At 33.1% G+C, this 16,188-nt stretch carries 19 protein-coding genes; 8 read left to right on the top strand and 11 right to left on the bottom strand.

The features are described from left to right. The first annotated feature begins 42 nt into the window (after positions 1–42). A complete protein-coding gene (locus BUR19_RS01580) occupies positions 43–939 on the top strand; it encodes a LysR family transcriptional regulator (RefSeq protein WP_074233184.1) in 897 nt (298 codons plus the stop codon). Here BUR19_RS01580 and murI read toward each other — a convergent pair. The 6 genes from murI to BUR19_RS01550 form a co-directional block, all read right to left on the bottom strand. Next, positions 936–1,766: a glutamate racemase gene (gene murI, locus BUR19_RS01575; protein WP_074233183.1), complete on the bottom strand. Its 831-nt coding sequence runs from the start codon at positions 1,764–1,766 to the stop codon at positions 936–938. The genes BUR19_RS01580 and murI overlap by 4 nt on opposite strands. A 209-nt stretch (positions 1,767–1,975) precedes the next feature. Beyond that, positions 1,976–3,100 (bottom strand): radical SAM family heme chaperone HemW, encoded by a 1,125-nt coding sequence (gene hemW, locus BUR19_RS01570; RefSeq protein WP_074233182.1) that lies wholly within the window; start codon positions 3,098–3,100, stop codon positions 1,976–1,978. After that, complete coding sequence (locus BUR19_RS01565) at positions 3,097–4,575, bottom strand: rhomboid family intramembrane serine protease (protein ID WP_074233181.1); 1,479 nt, start codon at positions 4,573–4,575, stop codon at positions 3,097–3,099. The genes hemW and BUR19_RS01565 overlap by 4 nt, the downstream gene beginning before the upstream one ends. Continuing rightward, positions 4,575–5,543: a PorP/SprF family type IX secretion system membrane protein gene (locus tag BUR19_RS01560; RefSeq protein ID WP_083600621.1), complete on the bottom strand. Its 969-nt coding sequence runs from the start codon at positions 5,541–5,543 to the stop codon at positions 4,575–4,577. Before BUR19_RS01560 ends, BUR19_RS01565 begins: the two co-directional genes overlap by 1 nt. Before the next feature lie 18 nt (positions 5,544–5,561). Next, positions 5,562–6,632, bottom strand: a complete 1,071-nt coding sequence (locus tag BUR19_RS01555; protein ID WP_074233180.1) for an RluA family pseudouridine synthase — start codon at positions 6,630–6,632, stop codon at positions 5,562–5,564. 62 nt (positions 6,633–6,694) lie between these two features. Then, complete coding sequence (locus tag BUR19_RS01550; RefSeq protein WP_074233179.1) at positions 6,695–7,729, bottom strand: PASTA domain-containing protein; 1,035 nt, start codon at positions 7,727–7,729, stop codon at positions 6,695–6,697. Positions 7,730–7,859: 130 nt separating this feature from the next. Between BUR19_RS01550 and BUR19_RS01545 the strand changes: the two genes are divergently transcribed. The 7 genes from BUR19_RS01545 to BUR19_RS01515 all read left to right on the top strand — a co-directional run bounded on the left by BUR19_RS01545 (position 7,860) and on the right by BUR19_RS01515 (position 12,628). Beyond that, on the top strand, positions 7,860–8,414 hold the full coding sequence (locus BUR19_RS01545; RefSeq protein WP_074233178.1) for a phosphoribosyltransferase: 555 nt from the start codon (positions 7,860–7,862) through the stop codon (positions 8,412–8,414). A 44-nt stretch (positions 8,415–8,458) separates the two neighbouring features. Next, positions 8,459–9,037 (top strand): adenylate kinase, encoded by a 579-nt coding sequence (locus BUR19_RS01540; RefSeq protein WP_074233177.1) that lies wholly within the window; start codon positions 8,459–8,461, stop codon positions 9,035–9,037. Positions 9,038–9,121: 84 nt separating this feature from the next. Beyond that, on the top strand, positions 9,122–10,105 hold the full coding sequence (gene obgE, locus BUR19_RS01535) for a GTPase ObgE (protein ID WP_074233176.1): 984 nt from the start codon (positions 9,122–9,124) through the stop codon (positions 10,103–10,105). Positions 10,106–10,124: 19 nt separating this feature from the next. Then, the gene (locus tag BUR19_RS01530) at positions 10,125–10,340 is read left to right on the top strand and encodes a hypothetical protein (protein WP_139297242.1); all 216 of its coding nucleotides are present in this window, start codon (positions 10,125–10,127) and stop codon (positions 10,338–10,340) included. Between the two features lie 33 nt (positions 10,341–10,373). Then, positions 10,374–10,760 (top strand): outer membrane beta-barrel protein, encoded by a 387-nt coding sequence (locus BUR19_RS01525; RefSeq protein ID WP_074233174.1) that lies wholly within the window; start codon positions 10,374–10,376, stop codon positions 10,758–10,760. A 43-nt stretch (positions 10,761–10,803) separates the two neighbouring features. Beyond that, the gene (locus BUR19_RS01520; RefSeq protein ID WP_074235501.1) at positions 10,804–11,289 is read left to right on the top strand and encodes a DUF6438 domain-containing protein; all 486 of its coding nucleotides are present in this window, start codon (positions 10,804–10,806) and stop codon (positions 11,287–11,289) included. 88 nt (positions 11,290–11,377) lie between these two features. Then, positions 11,378–12,628 (top strand): DEAD/DEAH box helicase, encoded by a 1,251-nt coding sequence (locus BUR19_RS01515; RefSeq protein ID WP_074233173.1) that lies wholly within the window; start codon positions 11,378–11,380, stop codon positions 12,626–12,628. A 59-nt stretch (positions 12,629–12,687) separates the two neighbouring features. Here the strand turns inward: BUR19_RS01515 and BUR19_RS01510 are convergent, their stop codons facing one another. From BUR19_RS01510 to BUR19_RS01490, 5 genes are all read right to left on the bottom strand, one after another. Beyond that, the gene (locus tag BUR19_RS01510) at positions 12,688–12,897 is read right to left on the bottom strand and encodes a hypothetical protein (protein ID WP_074233172.1); all 210 of its coding nucleotides are present in this window, start codon (positions 12,895–12,897) and stop codon (positions 12,688–12,690) included. A 36-nt stretch (positions 12,898–12,933) separates the two neighbouring features. Continuing rightward, positions 12,934–13,719, bottom strand: a complete 786-nt coding sequence (locus BUR19_RS01505; protein WP_074233171.1) for a hypothetical protein — start codon at positions 13,717–13,719, stop codon at positions 12,934–12,936. A 56-nt stretch (positions 13,720–13,775) separates the two neighbouring features. Next, positions 13,776–14,540: a TatD family hydrolase gene (locus BUR19_RS01500; protein WP_074233170.1), complete on the bottom strand. Its 765-nt coding sequence runs from the start codon at positions 14,538–14,540 to the stop codon at positions 13,776–13,778. A gap of 79 nt (positions 14,541–14,619) precedes the next feature. Continuing rightward, on the bottom strand, positions 14,620–15,570 hold the full coding sequence (locus BUR19_RS01495) for a GSCFA domain-containing protein (protein WP_074233169.1): 951 nt from the start codon (positions 15,568–15,570) through the stop codon (positions 14,620–14,622). A gap of 19 nt (positions 15,571–15,589) precedes the next feature. Next, complete coding sequence (locus BUR19_RS01490) at positions 15,590–16,183, bottom strand: hypothetical protein (RefSeq protein WP_074233168.1); 594 nt, start codon at positions 16,181–16,183, stop codon at positions 15,590–15,592. Positions 16,184–16,188: the final 5 nt, after the last annotated feature.

The following is a 16,188-nucleotide window of genomic DNA, read 5'->3' as shown; positions in this document are numbered from 1 at the left end:
AATAATATAAATTATATATTTGCATCATAATTATAATACAAAATGATAAATCTGGAATGGCTCAGAACTTTTAAAAGTGTTTATGAAACTCAGTCTTATACCAAAGCGGCGAAGGAATTATATATTTCCCAACCTGGTGTTAGCCTTCATATTGGTTCATTGGAAGCTTATGTTGGTTATTCTTTGTTCGAAAGGATTTCAAAGAAACTAATTCCGACAGAGAAAGCGAAGATTCTTTATAATTTCACTTTGGAACCTCTCTTGAAACTGGAAACGGCCGAACAAACTTTTCATAAAACGACGAAAACCGAACGTGCAACTGTGAGCGTTGGAATGTGTTTTGAAACTTTTCAATTCACGTTGGAAAAGCATATTCCGACATTTGATTTCAATGTGATTATCCGTTTTGGATTGTATGAACAGATGTTTTCGGATTTGGATAACGGATTGCTGGATTTGATTATTACACCAAGAAAAACTAATCTTAAAAACTTAAATTTTGAAGCTTTTTCCAAAGAAAAAATTGTCTTGATTAATGGAACCGGAACTGACACTTCTGACTTCAAAAAACTAATTAAAACCAATAAAATTGAAGATGCTGAAAACTGGCTGAAACAGCAAATCTGGTACAGCACAGCGGCGGATATGGAACATCTGAATAATTTTTGGAAAGCTAATTTTAATCGACATCCAGACTTTAAACCAAACTATATAGTTCCGAATATTTGTTCGATTGTGCGTTGTTTAAGTGGAAATTCGGGTTTCTCAATCGTTCCTGATTTTCTTTGTAAAAAAGAAATTGCCAACGGTGGAATCGAGATTACTTGGGAAGGCAATAATAAAATCGAGAATACTTTACACTTTGGCGAAAGAGTGAAAAATATGGTTCAAAGCGAAATTAATCAAATCAAAAGTATCTTCAGAAATGAGAATTTCTAAAGTGATTTAAGTTCTAACTCAATTGATTTTCCAAAGAATTTTTTAGAGATTTTTTCGAAATTTTTGGTAATATCCGATAAGAAGAATTCATAAGTTGATTGATGATTTTCTTCATTCAGAAGATGATGTTTATCCAAAATCATTTTCAATTGATTGGCAACGATATTTGGAGAATCAATTACACGAACACGGTTTCCGTAATATTGTTTGATTTCGTCAATCAAAAGCGGATAATGTGTACAACCAAGAATCAAAGTTTCAATATTTTTTAATTTACTATTACTTAAGTAATTATAAATAATCGAGTGAGTAATCGGATGATTTTTAAAACCTTCTTCAATTGCAGGCACCAAAAGAGGCGTTGCCAATTCATCAACCTTGATGAACTTGTTATGTTTCCTAATTGATTTTTTATAAAGTCCGGAATTAACCGTTGCTTTGGTCGCAATCACGCCAACATTGTTATGAATTTCGTAAGACACTTTTTCCGCAACTGGGCTAATCACATCAATCACTGGAACTCTGTCTGCAACCAATTCCTGAACTTCCTGCAAGGCATTAGCAGTCGCAGAATTGCAGGCAATTACAATCGCTTTACAATTTTTCTCTAAAAGGAAATTGGTAATTTTAGTTGAATAACCAACAATAGCTTCACGGGATTTCTCACCGTAGGGAAGATGTTTTGTATCGCCAAAATAAATCAAATCTTCATTGGGCAACAATCTTTTAATTTCTTTCGCAACCGTTAATCCGCCAACTCCGGAATCAAAAATTCCGATTGGTTGATTGGCTGAAAGATGCGTGTAGTCGGCTTTTTTCTTTTTCAAGAGATAATCTTTTATCTGTTATTTGAACGCAAAGTCCGCAAAGTTTTTTTGACTATTGAAACGTTTTTAAGTTCGCAAAGACGTAAAACTCAGCAAAGATTTAACTTCACAAAAATAGTGATTTTTTTATTCTGAAAAACATTTCGACAAGCTCAATGTGACAACTCTGATACTAATTATGCATTGTCAGACTAAGCTCGTCGAAGTCTTTAGACTATAAATAGGTCACTCGCAATTCCGTCTGCTAAAAACCAATGTTTTTCTGGAATTTTCAAGTAATTATTTTCTATTTTAAGAATTCCGGATTCTAATTTAGGTTTGATTTCTTGGTTAAGATAATCGATTATTTCTGAAGAAAAGTTTTGATTGATTTTATCCAAATCAACGCCCCAAATTGTTCTAAGTCCAATCATCATCATTTCATTGAATCGGTCTTTTTCAGAGAGAATTTCGGTTTCCTTTGGAAGAAGATCCTGGTTGATATTTTTGATGTAAAGCGAATTATTGGCAACATTCCAGCTTCTTTCGAAATTGCCATTGTAAGAATGCGCAGACGGGCCAATCCCCAGATAAGGCTCGGATTTCCAATAAGCAGAATTGTGTCTGGAATGAAATCCAGGTTTTCCAAAGTTTGAAATCTCATAATGGTCAAATCCATTATCTTTCAGAAAATCTTTCATATAGTAGAACTCTTGATTTTGTTCTGCTTCTTCGGGAGAACTTACTTTTCCATTTTCAATCCACTTTTCTAAAGCCGTTTTTGGCTCGACTGTCAAAGCGTAAGATGAAACGTGTGGAACTTGAAGCTCGATAGTTTTATTAAGGTTTTCTTTCCAGATTTCGAAGTTTGAAGTTGGCGAACCGTAAATCAAATCGATGCTGATATTTTCCAAACCGAAATCCTGAGCTCTTTTAATCGAACTTTCAGCTTCGGAAGCATTATGAGCACGATTCATCAATTTCAGATCTTCATCAAAAAAACTCTGTGTTCCGATTGATAGACGATTGATTTCTGTATTGGATAATTCTTTGAGAAAATTTTTATTAAGGTCGTCTGGGTTGGATTCTAAAGTAATTTCAATATTTTCATCAAAAGTGAAATATTTCTGAATCTCATCCAACAGAGATTTAATTTCGTCAATACTTAAAACTGAAGGCGTTCCTCCACCAAAATAAAGGGATTTTAAGAATTTATTTTCAAGTTCGTTATGTCTGAGCCTGATTTCTTTTTTAATAGCGGACAGCATCTCATCCTTCAAGCTAAAAGAAGTTGAAAAATGAAAGTTACAATAGCTGCATTTTTGTTTGCAGAAAGGAATGTGAAGGTAAATCATCTTTTAAACAAAATGAAAATCCAAGAAATCAGCGCACCAATCAAAAAGCCAGAAACGTGGGCAACATTATCAGAATTTGTAATAAATCCAAATAAAACATTTATTAACAAATATCCAAATGTAATAAATATTACTGTTTTATTTTCCTTGTAACCATCTACCAAACCTGCTCCAAATAAAGAACCAATTATTCCAAATATTGCTCCGGATGCTCCCACTCCTATATACCCATTATGAAAGAGCAAAGTCACAAGAAAAGATAACAATCCGGAGATGAAATAAATCATAGCCAATTTTTTTTCTCCAAAAATTTCTTTTGCAAATAGACCTGCGAAAGCTAGTATTATCATATTATAAACTATATGCTGTAAACCACCGTGCATAAACATTGCTGTTACAAAGCGCCAAATTTCTCCATTTGCAATTTTCACACTATTTATCGCTCCAAAGCGAACTAAATCTTCTGTACGCGGTGAAAATATATCAATTCCAAATAAAGCTAAAAGCACATAGTAAGCTATATTGAGATTAATAATAATTGGTAAAAAGTAGTTCTCCTTTCTAGGAATCAAAAAATTAACTATTGACAAAAATTCGTCATTTTTCTTTTTATATTCGACTTCTTTGTAGGAAATAAAAATCAGTGAAAAAAGTATAATCAACAATCCAATCCCTAATATTTTGAAATACCAAAAGAATACTGAAGTTCCATTATTTGAATTCTTTAAAATTGGTTTAAGAATAAGAGCAGATTTATCTTGATTTCCAATCAATTTGTCAAACTTTTCCTTTTCATCAGATTCAAAAACTTTTTCAAAACTATGTAAATTGGACAAGTCTTTATTTTTAAAATATTTGACTGTATTATTATAAAATTTTTTAAATGCTATTTCTTTTTTTTGATTTGATAAACTATAACTTATCGTAGTATCTTTTGTTTCCGAATACCAAACTTTATAATTTTGAAGCGTTAATGAATCCTTGAACATTGGTGCAATAAAAAATATTTTCATATTCAGTTTATCCCCATTCTTTCCAACTACTTTAGTCTCAAAATCACCTCTAGCATATCTTTCATTAATGTAGACCTTTTGGATATTGTAATTTGAAATATCGTGTTCGAATTTAATTTCAGATACATTATTAATTGTTACACTCTTATAAAGATATTTAGTAAAAAACATTTGAGAATTCACAAGTAGTCCAAAGATTAATATCCAACATAAGAATATGTAAAAAAAATTATCTTTTGTATTATCTTTAAATTGAAGTACAATGAATTTTTTTCTAATTAAAATAACCGAAACAACTGAAATTACGAAAGGAATAAAAAATTCCCAACTAATCAGTTTGATATCAATTTCTAATTTGTATTCTAAAATGTATCTTATTAATAGACAAGAAATTGTTGAAACAAAAATTGCCAATAACAAAACTGGCAAAATACTTTTAACTTTTTTGAAATAATCCTTCATTATCTGTATCGGAAACCCCTTGCGTTGATAAAGTTTTCGATATTAAATCCAATGGATAGCATAAAACTATTCCCAAAATTCTCAGTCAATTCTGAAACGCCAAAATTGTAAACCGCTCCGAAAGTAAAGTTTCCAACTCGTCCTTTTATTACAGGTGACATTCCTAGATTCTGGCTTCCTACAGCACTTTTTGCACTTCGGAAACTTAGACCTGCAGAAAGATTATTTTGTTCTCCAAAAACAGTCGCCATTAAATTATAATCCATTATTCTTGACGAATTGGTATTCAGATTCATCATTAATGAGGGTGTTAAAAACATTCCGTCTGTGAAATGCCAATCGTAACCTGCATTAAGATAAAACTTGGTTGGCGAAGGTTCTATTCCGTTGATAATTGGTAAATCGTTAGTTAATGGGATATCAATTACAGAAATACCTGCAAAGAAATGCCTGTATTTAAAAGCAGCTCCCAAATTAGCATAAGCTAAAAAAATATCGTTGGTGTTTTCACCCAAAGTAGGATCTCCAGGTTGTTCAGGATTCAGTTGAGTGTAGTCGATATTCATATTGTAGAGATTGGTTCCGATACCAAAAGAGAATTGATCCTGACGATCCTCTTCATCCGATAACGGAATAAAATAAGATGCTCCTAACATTAATCCATTCGAAGAAATTGGACCATTCTGATCTCTAAAAAATGAAATACCCGCGCCAACTCTGTCAAAAACATTTGCGTGAAATCCTAAAGACTGGACATTAGGTGATTCGCTGAGTTGGGAAAATTGTTTTTGGTAGTTAAAATTCAAAACTACATCATCCGTTTTTCCTAATAAAGCCGGATTGAAAAGAAAATCTCCATCCAATAAATATTGCTGATAGAAAGGCAAAGTTTCCTGAGCTTTAGTCTCAATAAAAAAAACTGTTATAAAAAGTGAAAATATTTTATAAAATGAGTAATTTTTCTTCACGATACAAATATATAAACTCTAATTGTTTTCTAAGTAATTTCGCCAACGTTCTGATGCCTCCTGCATATCTTTTGGCATCGGACTTTCAAAATACATTTCTTTCTTAGTCGTTGGATGAATAAAACCTAGCGTATGAGCATGTAATGCATGTCTCGGTAAAACTTCGAAAACATTATTTACAAACTGCTTGTACTTTGGAAGATTAACACCTCTAAGAATGACATTGCCCTCATATCTTTCATCATTAAACAAAGTGTGTCCAATATGTTTCATATGCGCCCGAATCTGATGGGTTCTTCCTGTTTCCAGTTTACATTCTATCCAAGTCATATAGCGGAATCGTTCCAAAACTTTGTAATGTGTAACAGCGTGCTTACCTTGGCTTCCGTCTTCATAAGTGTACATCTGCATTCTATTTTTTGGATGTCTTCCGATATGACCGGTAATTGTTCCTTCATCATCCTGAAGATTGCCCCAAACAAAAGCCCAGTAAAGACGTTTGGTTTTTCTATCAAAAAATTGTTTTGCCAAATAACTCAGCGCATACTCATTTTTAGCGATTACAAGCAATCCGGAAGTATCTTTATCAATTCTGTGAACTAATCCTACTCTATCCAAATCTGAATTATAATTAGGATCTTTAGCAAAATGAAATGCCAAAGCGTTAATCAATGTACCGTCCCAATTTCCGTGACCTGGATGAACTACCATTCCTGCATCTTTGTCAACTACAATCAAATCTTCATCTTCATAAACGATATTAATTGGAATATCTTGCGGAATGATGACATTTTCTCTTGGCGGATGAGCCAATAAAACACTGATATTATCACCAGGTTTTACTTTATAATTTTGTTTTACAACGTTGCCATTAACAATAACATTTCCGGCTCTGCAAGTTTGAGAAATCTTGTTTCTTGTAGAGTTCTGGCGGAAGATGGACAAATATTTATCAATACGCAATGGTTCCTGATTACCATCAACTGTAATATTGAAATGTTCATACAGACCACTATTTTCTTCGTCATCTGAAGAAGTGTCATTGTTGATAAATTCGTCTTCTAAAAAATCCTCGTTTTCGTCCAGCATATTATAATTTTAAAAGGCTTCAACCATTAGTCGAAGCCTTTTTTGATATTAATTTTAATTTTTTATTCAATAACCACTTTTTTAGGCTTAGGCTTTTCTTGTGGTTTAGCAGGTGTCGTGGCAGTTTGTTTTGCTACAGTTCCTCCTGAATTATTAGCTCCCGAATTTTGCGCAGGCGTGACAGCTTTAGGTTTTGGAGCGGTTGACTCAACTGAAGCTGCTGGCTTTTGAACCTGAGGTTTCGGTGGATCTACACTTGGCATCTCATTATATTGAATCGGAGCTAATGTTGTATCAATTTTTGGACGATACATCTCATCCAATTGTCTTATTTTATTTTGTAGCTCTGCCGGCGTTTTTTTACTTGCCCAAAGATCGATTTGCATTCCCTGATCTCGTAGAGAACCAAATTCCGGATCCTGATAATAAACAATATCAGAATCGTCTTTCCCGCCGTCTTCGTGTTCTACAATTCCAACTTCGAATAAAGCTTGAGCAATAATCTTCTTCGCTTCCTGTACTGTTCTTCCAACAACATTTGGAATACTAACATTTCTCAAAGGACCAGAACCTATGACCAAATCAACAGCAGAAAATCTAGGAATTTGAGTTCCCGGTTTCACACTTGTCCCGTTATATATAATTCTAAGAACAGCATCTCGTTGGATACTTGGTTCATAAATTGTATCTCCCACTTTAAGACCAACAAGATTTAATTGATTAAAAGCCAAACCTTTATATCTATCAATAATATCTGGAATAGCTACTTTTGCCCAAGTTCTTGGATTAACTTTAAGTGTAATTACCCTTCCGTTTTTAACGTTAGCTCCAGGATTTGGATTGACTGCTAAAACTTGAAAAGGACGGAATTTAGGATCATATTTGAAACTATCAACTTCGTATTCCAAACCAGAATCATCCAAGATTTTGATAGCTTCGTGGACGGTCATATTCATAACATTCGGGACAGGAACTTCCTCTCCGTGATTGGTATGAAACTCCAGCCAGCGGAAGGTCAACCAAACCAGACCGGCGAAAAACGCCATTGCTAAAACGATATTAAGTAAAACTTTCCAATGGAAAAGCGATTTGAACATAATTATTCTTTTTCAGAAACGTAACGCAAATATAGATAATTAAATTGTATTACCCTTTGCCGAAAAAGCTTCAAAAAAAGAAAATCGGCAGTTTGGCTGAAAAATCTTACTTTTGCACTTTGATATATATATGGAGTCTATACAAATTCACGACAAAAGTTTCGTACCATACCTGAAACACGATGAAATTCAGGAAATTATAAAAAAATTAGCCCTAAGAGTTTACGAAGATTACAAAGATGAAACGCCTATTTTTGTAGGTGTTCTGAACGGCGTAATTATGTTTTTCTCAGATTTTTTAAAGTACTATCCTGGTAAATGTGAGATTGCATTCTTACAGGTAAGTTCTTATTCTGGTACACAATCTACAGGGATTGTTTATAAGAAAATGGATCTTACGAAAGATGTTGTAGATCGTCACATCATCCTTATGGAAGATATCGTAGACACCGGAAATACATTAGAAAACCTTTTTGAATATTTCAAAAATACGCAACGTCCGAAAACTTTGAAAGTAGCTTCATTACTATTAAAACCAGACGTTTTCCAAAAAGATTTCACGATTGATTATGTTGCTAAAGAAATTCCTAACAAATTTGTACTAGGCTATGGATTAGATTACGATGAATTGGGAAGAAATCTACCAGATCTTTATCAATTAGAAGAAGGAAGAATCAATCATTAGTATTATACGGAAAGAAATAAATCAATAATAAATTTAAAGAAATTATGATCAATATTGTTCTCTTTGGCCCTCCGGGAAGTGGAAAAGGAACCCAGGCACAGCATCTTATCGAGAAATTTAATTTAAAACAAATTTCGACAGGAGATCTGTTCCGATATAATATGAAGAATGAGACTGAGCTTGGAAAATTAGCCAAATCATATATTGACAAAGGAGAATTGGTTCCGGATCAGGTTACCATTGATATGCTGATTGATGAGTTGAGAAAACCTACAGAGACCAATGGATTTATTTTTGATGGATTTCCTAGAACTGCTACTCAGACAGAAGCTTTGGAAAACATTGTAAAAGATGAATTAGGAGCAGAAATTAGCGTTTGTCTTTCTCTTATTGTAGAAGATGAAGTTTTGGTAGAAAGACTTCTGAAGAGAGGAGAAACTAGCGGAAGAACAGATGATTCTAATGAAGAGATCATCAGAAACAGAATCAAAGAATATTATACAAAAACTGCAGAAGTTGCAGAATTGTACAAAAATCAAGGTAAATATGTGGAAGTTAACGGAATTGGGAACATTTCTGAAATCTCCGAAAAACTATTTGCCGAGGTAGAAAAAATTAAATAATAAAAACTTATATTTATAGAGAATAGATTATGAACTTAGAAAAGTTTATCATCTATTCTCTATTTGTCTATAATCCCAAGTAATATGTCAAATTTCGTAGATTACGTAAAAATTCATTGTAAAAGTGGTCACGGTGGTGCAGGTTCTGCCCATCTCCGCAGAGAAAAATACATCCCAAAAGGCGGTCCTGATGGCGGTGATGGCGGACGCGGTGGTCACGTGATTATGAAAGGAAACGCCCACGAATGGACGCTTTTGCCACTTAGATATACGCGACACGTAAAAGCTGAGCGTGGAGAAAATGGAGCAAAAAACCAGTTGACAGGTGCTTACGGTGCAGATGTGTACATCAATGTGCCTTTAGGAACAATTGCAAGAAATGAGGAGGGTGAAATTGTAGGAGAAATCTTGGAAGACGGACAAGAAATCATTCTGATGGAAGGTGGAAAAGGAGGAAAAGGAAATGAGCATTTCAAATCATCTACCAACCAAACCCCGAGATATGCCCAGCCAGGAATGGAAGGTCAGGAAGGTTACATCATTTTTGAACTGAAACTTTTAGCAGACGTAGGATTGGTTGGTTTCCCAAATGCAGGAAAATCTACACTTCTAGCATCGGTTTCTGCAGCCAGACCTAAGATCGCAGATTACGCTTTTACAACTTTAACCCCCAACCTTGGAATTGTGGAATGGAGAAATTACAAATCTTTTGTAATGGCAGATATTCCCGGAATTATCGAAGGTGCAGCAGAAGGAAAAGGACTTGGACACAGATTCTTGAGACATATCGAAAGAAACTCTATTTTATTATTCTTGATTCCGGCAGATTCTGAAGATCATTTTCAGGAATTCAAGATTTTGGAAAATGAGTTAAAAGAATATAATCCTGAATTAGTAGACAAAGATTTCATTCTATCTGTTTCAAAAGCAGATTTGCTGGATGACGAATTGAAGAAAGAAATCTCCGCAGAATTCCCTGAAAACAGACAACCTTTATTTTTTTCCGGCGTAACTGGTGAAGGACTTCAGGAATTAAAAGATGCCATTTGGAAAAAATTGCACGGATAAAAACTAAAATTAATAACCTATGAAAAAACTTACTTTGCTATTAATGATAGCAGCATCTTCTTTGGCTTTTGCGCAAACACATTTTGGAGTAAAGGCCGGGTACATCAATTCTACGTTGGACTGGAAAGATTCTCCTGACACATTTTGGGAAGATTTTACTGATTTCAAATCAAATTCATTCTTCTATGTCGGTGGTTTTGCTGAGCATTTTGTTAGTAAAAATTGGGCTTTATAAGGCGAGTTACTTTTCACACAAGTGGGTGGAAAAATGACGGTTGATTTATACGATTTCGTTGGTAATGAAATCGTACAGGCTGGAACTATGAAAGTGAATTATAAATACACTCAAATTCAGGTTCCAATTTCTGCAAAATATTATTTCATCAACAAATTTGCACTTAGTGGAGGATTCAACTTTGCCTTTAATATAGATGCCAAAGTTAAAAACAATGCAAACTTCACAGCATTTCCATCCGGTAAAATCGAAAATGCAAGAACTCTTAACGTAAATCCATTTGTTGGTGCTGAATATCATATTACACAAAATCTTTTTGCTGATGCCAGATATAATTTTGGATTTGGATATATCAACAAAGACGGAGCTGATATGAGAAGTAGTTTCTTCCAAATCGGATTAGGTTATCGATTCAAATAATTTTCGGAACAATTATTGAAAGCTGTTGAACAAAAAATTGACAATGAAATATTTACTAAGCCTTTTGCTATTGATTGGACTAATGTCCTGCGGTACTTCTCAAACTTCAAAGTATTCTAAAATAGAATATGAAGTTGGTCCTTGCTTCGGATTTTGTCCTATTTACAAGATAACGATTGACACAGATAAAAATGCTGTTCTTGAGGCAGAACACTTTAATTTCTCTCAAGGAGAAGGTAAAGGCGATTTGGATAAACCAAGAGAAGGAACTTTCAAATCTACAATCAGTCCGGCAGATTATGATAAATTAATCACTTTAACAGATGCAGCTAATGTAAAATCATTATCAGACAGTTACATAGATAAGAGAATTATGGATGCATCTAAAAGTAATCTCAGAGTTTATTTTTCAGATGGCAGCAAAAAAGATATAGCTTTGTCTGCAGGCGAAAAACCTGAAAATCTAACTGCTCTGATCACTTATATTACTGAATTAAAGAAAAAACAAAACTGGCAAAAAGTTAACTAATAACTTTATTTTAAATAACTTAACTTTGCAAAACATAAATTCCTTCTGAATTGAAGGGATTTTTTTATTTACACTTAAAACATTTCATTTGAATTTCGAAGAATTAGGCTTAATTAAGCCAATATTAGATGCATTAAAAGCACAAGGCTACGAACAGCCGACACCAATACAAGAAAAAGCAATCCCATCTATCTTACAGAAAAAAGATCTTTTGGGAAGCGCACAGACAGGGACAGGAAAAACTGCAGCATTTGCAATTCCTATTTTACAAAACCTCTCAGAAAAAGACCAACGCACAAACCAGATAAAAGCGTTGATTCTAACACCAACAAGAGAATTAGCCATACAAATTGAAGAGAATTTCCAAGCTTATGGAAAACATTTGAAATTGAAATCTTTGGTGATTTTTGGTGGTGTAAAACAACACGCTCAGGAACAACAGTTGAAAAGAGGTGTAGACATTTTGATTGCCACTCCTGGAAGATTATTGGATTTTATTTCTCAAGGGATTATTAAACTTCATCATCTACAGATTTTTGTTTTGGATGAAGCGGACAGAATGTTGGATATGGGTTTCGTACACGATGTGAAGAAAATCCTGAAAATAATTCCTGCTAAAAGACAAAACCTTTTCTTCTCTGCAACTATGCCGAAAGAAATTGCCAATTTAGCTTCTGAGATTCTAGTAAATCCTGTAAAAGTAGAAGTTGCTCCGGTTTCTTCCACTGCAGACACAATTCAGCAAAGTATTTATTTTGTTGATAATTCTAATAAAACCGATTTGTTAATTCACCTTTTGGAAAACCCAAAATTGGATCAGGTTTTGGTATTTTCCAGAACTAAACACGGCGCGGACAAAATTGCCAGAAAACTTCATCAATCCAAAATTTCTGCTGAAGCGATACACGGAAACAAATCTCAGAATGCAAGACAAAATGCACTTTCCAACTTCAAATCGAAAAAGACAAGAGTTCTGGTTGCGACAGACATTGCAGCGCGAGGAATTGACATCGATGAGCTGAAATATGTTGTGAATTATGAATTATCTGATGTTTCTGAGACATATGTTCACAGAATCGGACGAACTGGTAGAGCGGGTTCAGAAGGAACTTCTTTTTCGTTTGTTGACGGTTTGGATTTAGCGAATCTTAGAAGTACAGAAAAACTGATTGGTAAGAAAATCCCTGTTGTGACAGATCATCCATATCATACAGATAATTTGGTGGAGCAAAAAAGAGACAGTAATAACAAACCTTTTACACCAAGACCAAAACCTCAGGCAAAAACTGAAATCGGTTTTAAGAAACCTAAAAATAAAGGATTTTTTAGAAAGAAATAAATTGAAATAGCCGAAATAATTCGGCTATTTTTTTATTTTTAATCTTAAAATTTGAAGTCTTAATAATAAATTCTATACATCAATTCGATTACATCTTCCGGAATATTATTTTGTTTTATGAAATCAGAATAAAGATTTTTTCGATTTTCTCCGTCTGGATAAATAACAACTCCAAAGGTTTGTGAATAAATAAAATCCTTCAGAAATCCCTTATCAACAATTTTTTGAAGACTTTCAAAATAGATTTTTGTTTTCTCGTTTCCTATCATTTTATCTTTGTTATCATTATAAAATTTGAGTTTTTGTTAAATTGCGCTGACGTAAGATTCAATTTCGAAATCACTGAAACCAGCAGATAATTCTTCAACACTTTTGTTAACATTTAGCCATTCTTTTTTTGCTTCTGCTTCTTCGATTGTAGATTTTAGCATTAAAGAATCTCTTTGTGCCGTTTTTGAAATAAGAATTTTAGCATTTTTGCCACTCTCAATTTGATATTTTTCTGCAATTTTAATAGGTTCAAAAGAAGTCATTACAGCATTTTCTAATTGTTTTACTCGCTCAAAATCTCCATTTTCTACACTAATCCTAAACTTAACATTCCATTTTCCGCAATCATAAACCGAAAATAAAGATTTATTGTTTTGATCCTTCTGACCTTTCATAAAGTCCGGAACAATAATATTGTAATCGAAATATGATTTTAATCCGTTTACGATTACTTTTTCCGATTTTAATTTTATAAACTCAGGTGAAATTTCTGGATGATTTGTGGCATTTCTATTGACAACTTCTTTGAAAGATAAAAATTGGTCTCTAAGATTTTCATTAGAAACTTCTGTAGGATAAATATAGATACTAATATTTGTGACTTTCTTATTTGCCTTAAAATAGTATGTTGCGCCAATATTATAGTTTTTGGAGTCATAGGAAACCAATCTGTCTCTTTTAAAACCATTCCATTCTTTTGGAAAAATCACGCCAGTTGTATGCGTATAATCTGAACTTGTTTTAATTTCTACAGGCTGATTTCTCTGCTGTGAAGAACAGAAATTATATATTAAAATAAATAAAAATAAAAGTTTTCTCATAATGACTTATATTTTAACTAAATACTATTTTTGTTTCTGCTTTCTGATTAATGTTATTAAATTCTAAATAACTTCAAAGCATTCTCAGTTGTAATCCGATCAATTTCCGAAAAGTCTTTTTTATAGATATCTACCAATTTCCCTGCAACCAATTCTACATAAGAACTTTCGTTACGTTTTCCACGGAAAGGAACTGGTGCGAGGTAAGGTGAATCTGTTTCCAGAACGATTTTATCTAATGGAATTTGATTTAAAAACTGATCAATTTTTCCATTTTTGAAAGTCACTACTCCACCTATTCCCAAAACAAAATTGAGGTCGATTGCCTGATTCGCCTGTTCCAGATTTCCGGAAAAACAATGGAAAATCCCACGTAATTTCGGATGTTTCTTTCTTTCCAGAACTTCAAAAGTTTCATCAAAGCTTTCTCTCGAATGAATGACGATTGGAATATCTTTTTCAATAGCCCAATCAATCTGCTGTTCAAAAGCTTTAATCTGAATATCCAAAGTCGATTTGTCCCAATACAAATCAATCCCGATTTCACCAATCGCTACAAAATCTCTTTGATCCAGATAATTTTTAACTAATTGTAATTCGTATTCCCAAGATTCTGGTTTTACAGAACAAGGGTGAAGTCCCATCATCGAAAATATTTTCCCCGGATATCCAGATTCTAATAAGAGCATTTTTTCGTGTGTTTCAGAATCAATTGCGGGGAGAAAGAATTTTTCCACGCCTTTATCCAAAGCCCGTTGAATCATTTCAGAACGGTCTTCATCGAATTGGTCAGAATATAAATGGGTATGAGTGTCAATCATATTAATGATGAATGATGAGTGATAAATGATGAGTCAAAATGTGAAAATTTTATATTTCATCATTTATAATTAATAATTACTAAAATATTTTATGTTTAACTTTTTTTTGTTGTTCAATCATTTTCTGATTGATTTTATCCAAAAATTCCTGATATTTTGGATTCTTGTCGTCATTGGTCTTATGATTTAGAGCAGTTAGGATTTTATTATTTTCATTGATAAAAACCTTAGCCTCATCAGAAAAATAAGCATTCCCAAATTTTCCCCAAATGTATTGAACAGCCTGATAATTAGGATGAATCAAATCATCTTTGTAAAAACGATAATCCCGAAGATCATCCATCAAAATCTCATAAACCGGCAAATACCTACAATTTTCTTTTCCTGAAATCGATTCGTGAATGGCAGTAATCAGTTTTGATTTACTTAATTGATTTTCTACAATTCCGTCTTTTGTATGACGAACCGGCGAAACTGTGAACAAAATCTGAACATCATTTCTACAAATGTCTTTTAGAATTTCGATGGTTTTATTGATGGAATCCGTCAGCTCTTGATGAGATAGAAATCGTTTTTCAAAAAATTTTTGTGGAATTTTATGGCAATTGGCAACCAATTTATTTTTAGGCAGAAATTCATAAATATAAGATGTTCCAAACGTGATTATCACAAAGTCTGTGCTTTGTAAAAACTGATTGGCTTCTTCTATATTTTGATTGATTTTCTCCAAAGATTTGTGCACATATCTGGAATCAAAAGACGAATGATGATCTAAACTGATGTAATTCTCATTAGCCAAAATCAAATCATTTTCCTGATATTCCTTTGCATCATAAACCTGCTTAATAGTCTGAAAAATAGAATAAGGATTGAAAATTGTCCCGAAAGGATTATTGAGAGATTGAATCTGCCCTTCAGAAAACTTCTCGTGCATCTCCGTCGCAAAACAAGAACCAATCGAGAATATACAATCTTCGATGCCTATTTTTTTTCCACTTTCATTAATCTCTACTTCTGTCCTGAATTTCATTATTGATTTTTAATAGTAATTACCTAATTCCTTCACGTTTTTTATACTCTGTAAAAAGCTTTTCAAAAAGCAATCGGTTTTTATCACTTTTGTATAAGTAATCTTCATATGTCGCAATTGCGAATAGCAAAGGTAATTCATCCTGTCTGTAAGTGTTATTTTTAATGGCATCTTTCCATCCTCCACCATAGTTTTGGATAAAACTTTTCTGAACATTATATGCCATTTCATTTCCTAAAAATTTTGGGAGAGCATTTATGTAAACCGCCTTAGACAAAAGTTCTCTAATTTGTCTGTCTTTTTTAGTGTAGGCATCTAATAAAAAATAAATTAGAGCATTGAAAATTACTGTATAAATTAAAGCATTTTTATATGTATGGTCATAATAATCCCTCGTCAAGCCTTTTATTAAAAGATAGATTAGTGAGATAACAATGACATAAATCTTAACTGCATGTTTCCAGTGCAAATCTATTTCTATGCTTCTATTATTTTCAAGAAAATAAAAACTCTGGACTGGGAACAATGGAATTCCCACAACTACAAATCGTGTTCCAATACCCTGTCCTTTATACTTTCTGTATTTTTTTATGATAAAATGCCCAAAAATCATATTTT

The sequence above is a fragment of the Epilithonimonas zeae genome (genome assembly GCF_900141765.1).
Lineage (GTDB): Bacteria > Bacteroidota > Bacteroidia > Flavobacteriales > Weeksellaceae > Epilithonimonas > Epilithonimonas zeae.
This window is presented reverse-complemented; position numbering and strand designations above follow the sequence as displayed.

Excerpts from the sequence above, each read along its gene's own strand:
- BUR19_RS01580 (WP_074233184.1), top strand. The coding sequence starts at position 43 with ATGATAAATCTGGAATGGCTCAGAACTTTTAAAAGTGTTTATGAAACT.
- hemW (WP_074233182.1), bottom strand. The coding sequence starts at position 3,100 with ATGATTTACCTTCACATTCCTTTCTGCAAACAAAAATGCAGCTATTGT.
- BUR19_RS01565 (WP_074233181.1), bottom strand. The coding sequence starts at position 4,575 with ATGAAGGATTATTTCAAAAAAGTTAAAAGTATTTTGCCAGTTTTGTTA.
- BUR19_RS01555 (WP_074233180.1), bottom strand. The coding sequence starts at position 6,632 with ATGCTGGACGAAAACGAGGATTTTTTAGAAGACGAATTTATCAACAAT.
- BUR19_RS01550 (WP_074233179.1), bottom strand. The coding sequence starts at position 7,729 with ATGTTCAAATCGCTTTTCCATTGGAAAGTTTTACTTAATATCGTTTTA.
- BUR19_RS01545 (WP_074233178.1), top strand. The coding sequence starts at position 7,860 with ATGGAGTCTATACAAATTCACGACAAAAGTTTCGTACCATACCTGAAA.
- BUR19_RS01540 (WP_074233177.1), top strand. The coding sequence starts at position 8,459 with ATGATCAATATTGTTCTCTTTGGCCCTCCGGGAAGTGGAAAAGGAACC.
- obgE (WP_074233176.1), top strand. The coding sequence starts at position 9,122 with ATGTCAAATTTCGTAGATTACGTAAAAATTCATTGTAAAAGTGGTCAC.
- BUR19_RS01530 (WP_139297242.1), top strand. The coding sequence starts at position 10,125 with ATGAAAAAACTTACTTTGCTATTAATGATAGCAGCATCTTCTTTGGCT.
- BUR19_RS01525 (WP_074233174.1), top strand. The coding sequence starts at position 10,374 with ATGACGGTTGATTTATACGATTTCGTTGGTAATGAAATCGTACAGGCT.
- BUR19_RS01520 (WP_074235501.1), top strand. The coding sequence starts at position 10,804 with ATGAAATATTTACTAAGCCTTTTGCTATTGATTGGACTAATGTCCTGC.
- BUR19_RS01510 (WP_074233172.1), bottom strand. The coding sequence starts at position 12,897 with ATGATAGGAAACGAGAAAACAAAAATCTATTTTGAAAGTCTTCAAAAA.
- BUR19_RS01505 (WP_074233171.1), bottom strand. The coding sequence starts at position 13,719 with ATGAGAAAACTTTTATTTTTATTTATTTTAATATATAATTTCTGTTCT.
- BUR19_RS01500 (WP_074233170.1), bottom strand. The coding sequence starts at position 14,540 with ATGATTGACACTCATACCCATTTATATTCTGACCAATTCGATGAAGAC.
- BUR19_RS01495 (WP_074233169.1), bottom strand. The coding sequence starts at position 15,570 with ATGAAATTCAGGACAGAAGTAGAGATTAATGAAAGTGGAAAAAAAATA.
- BUR19_RS01490 (WP_074233168.1), bottom strand. The coding sequence starts at position 16,183 with ATGATTTTTGGGCATTTTATCATAAAAAAATACAGAAAGTATAAAGGA.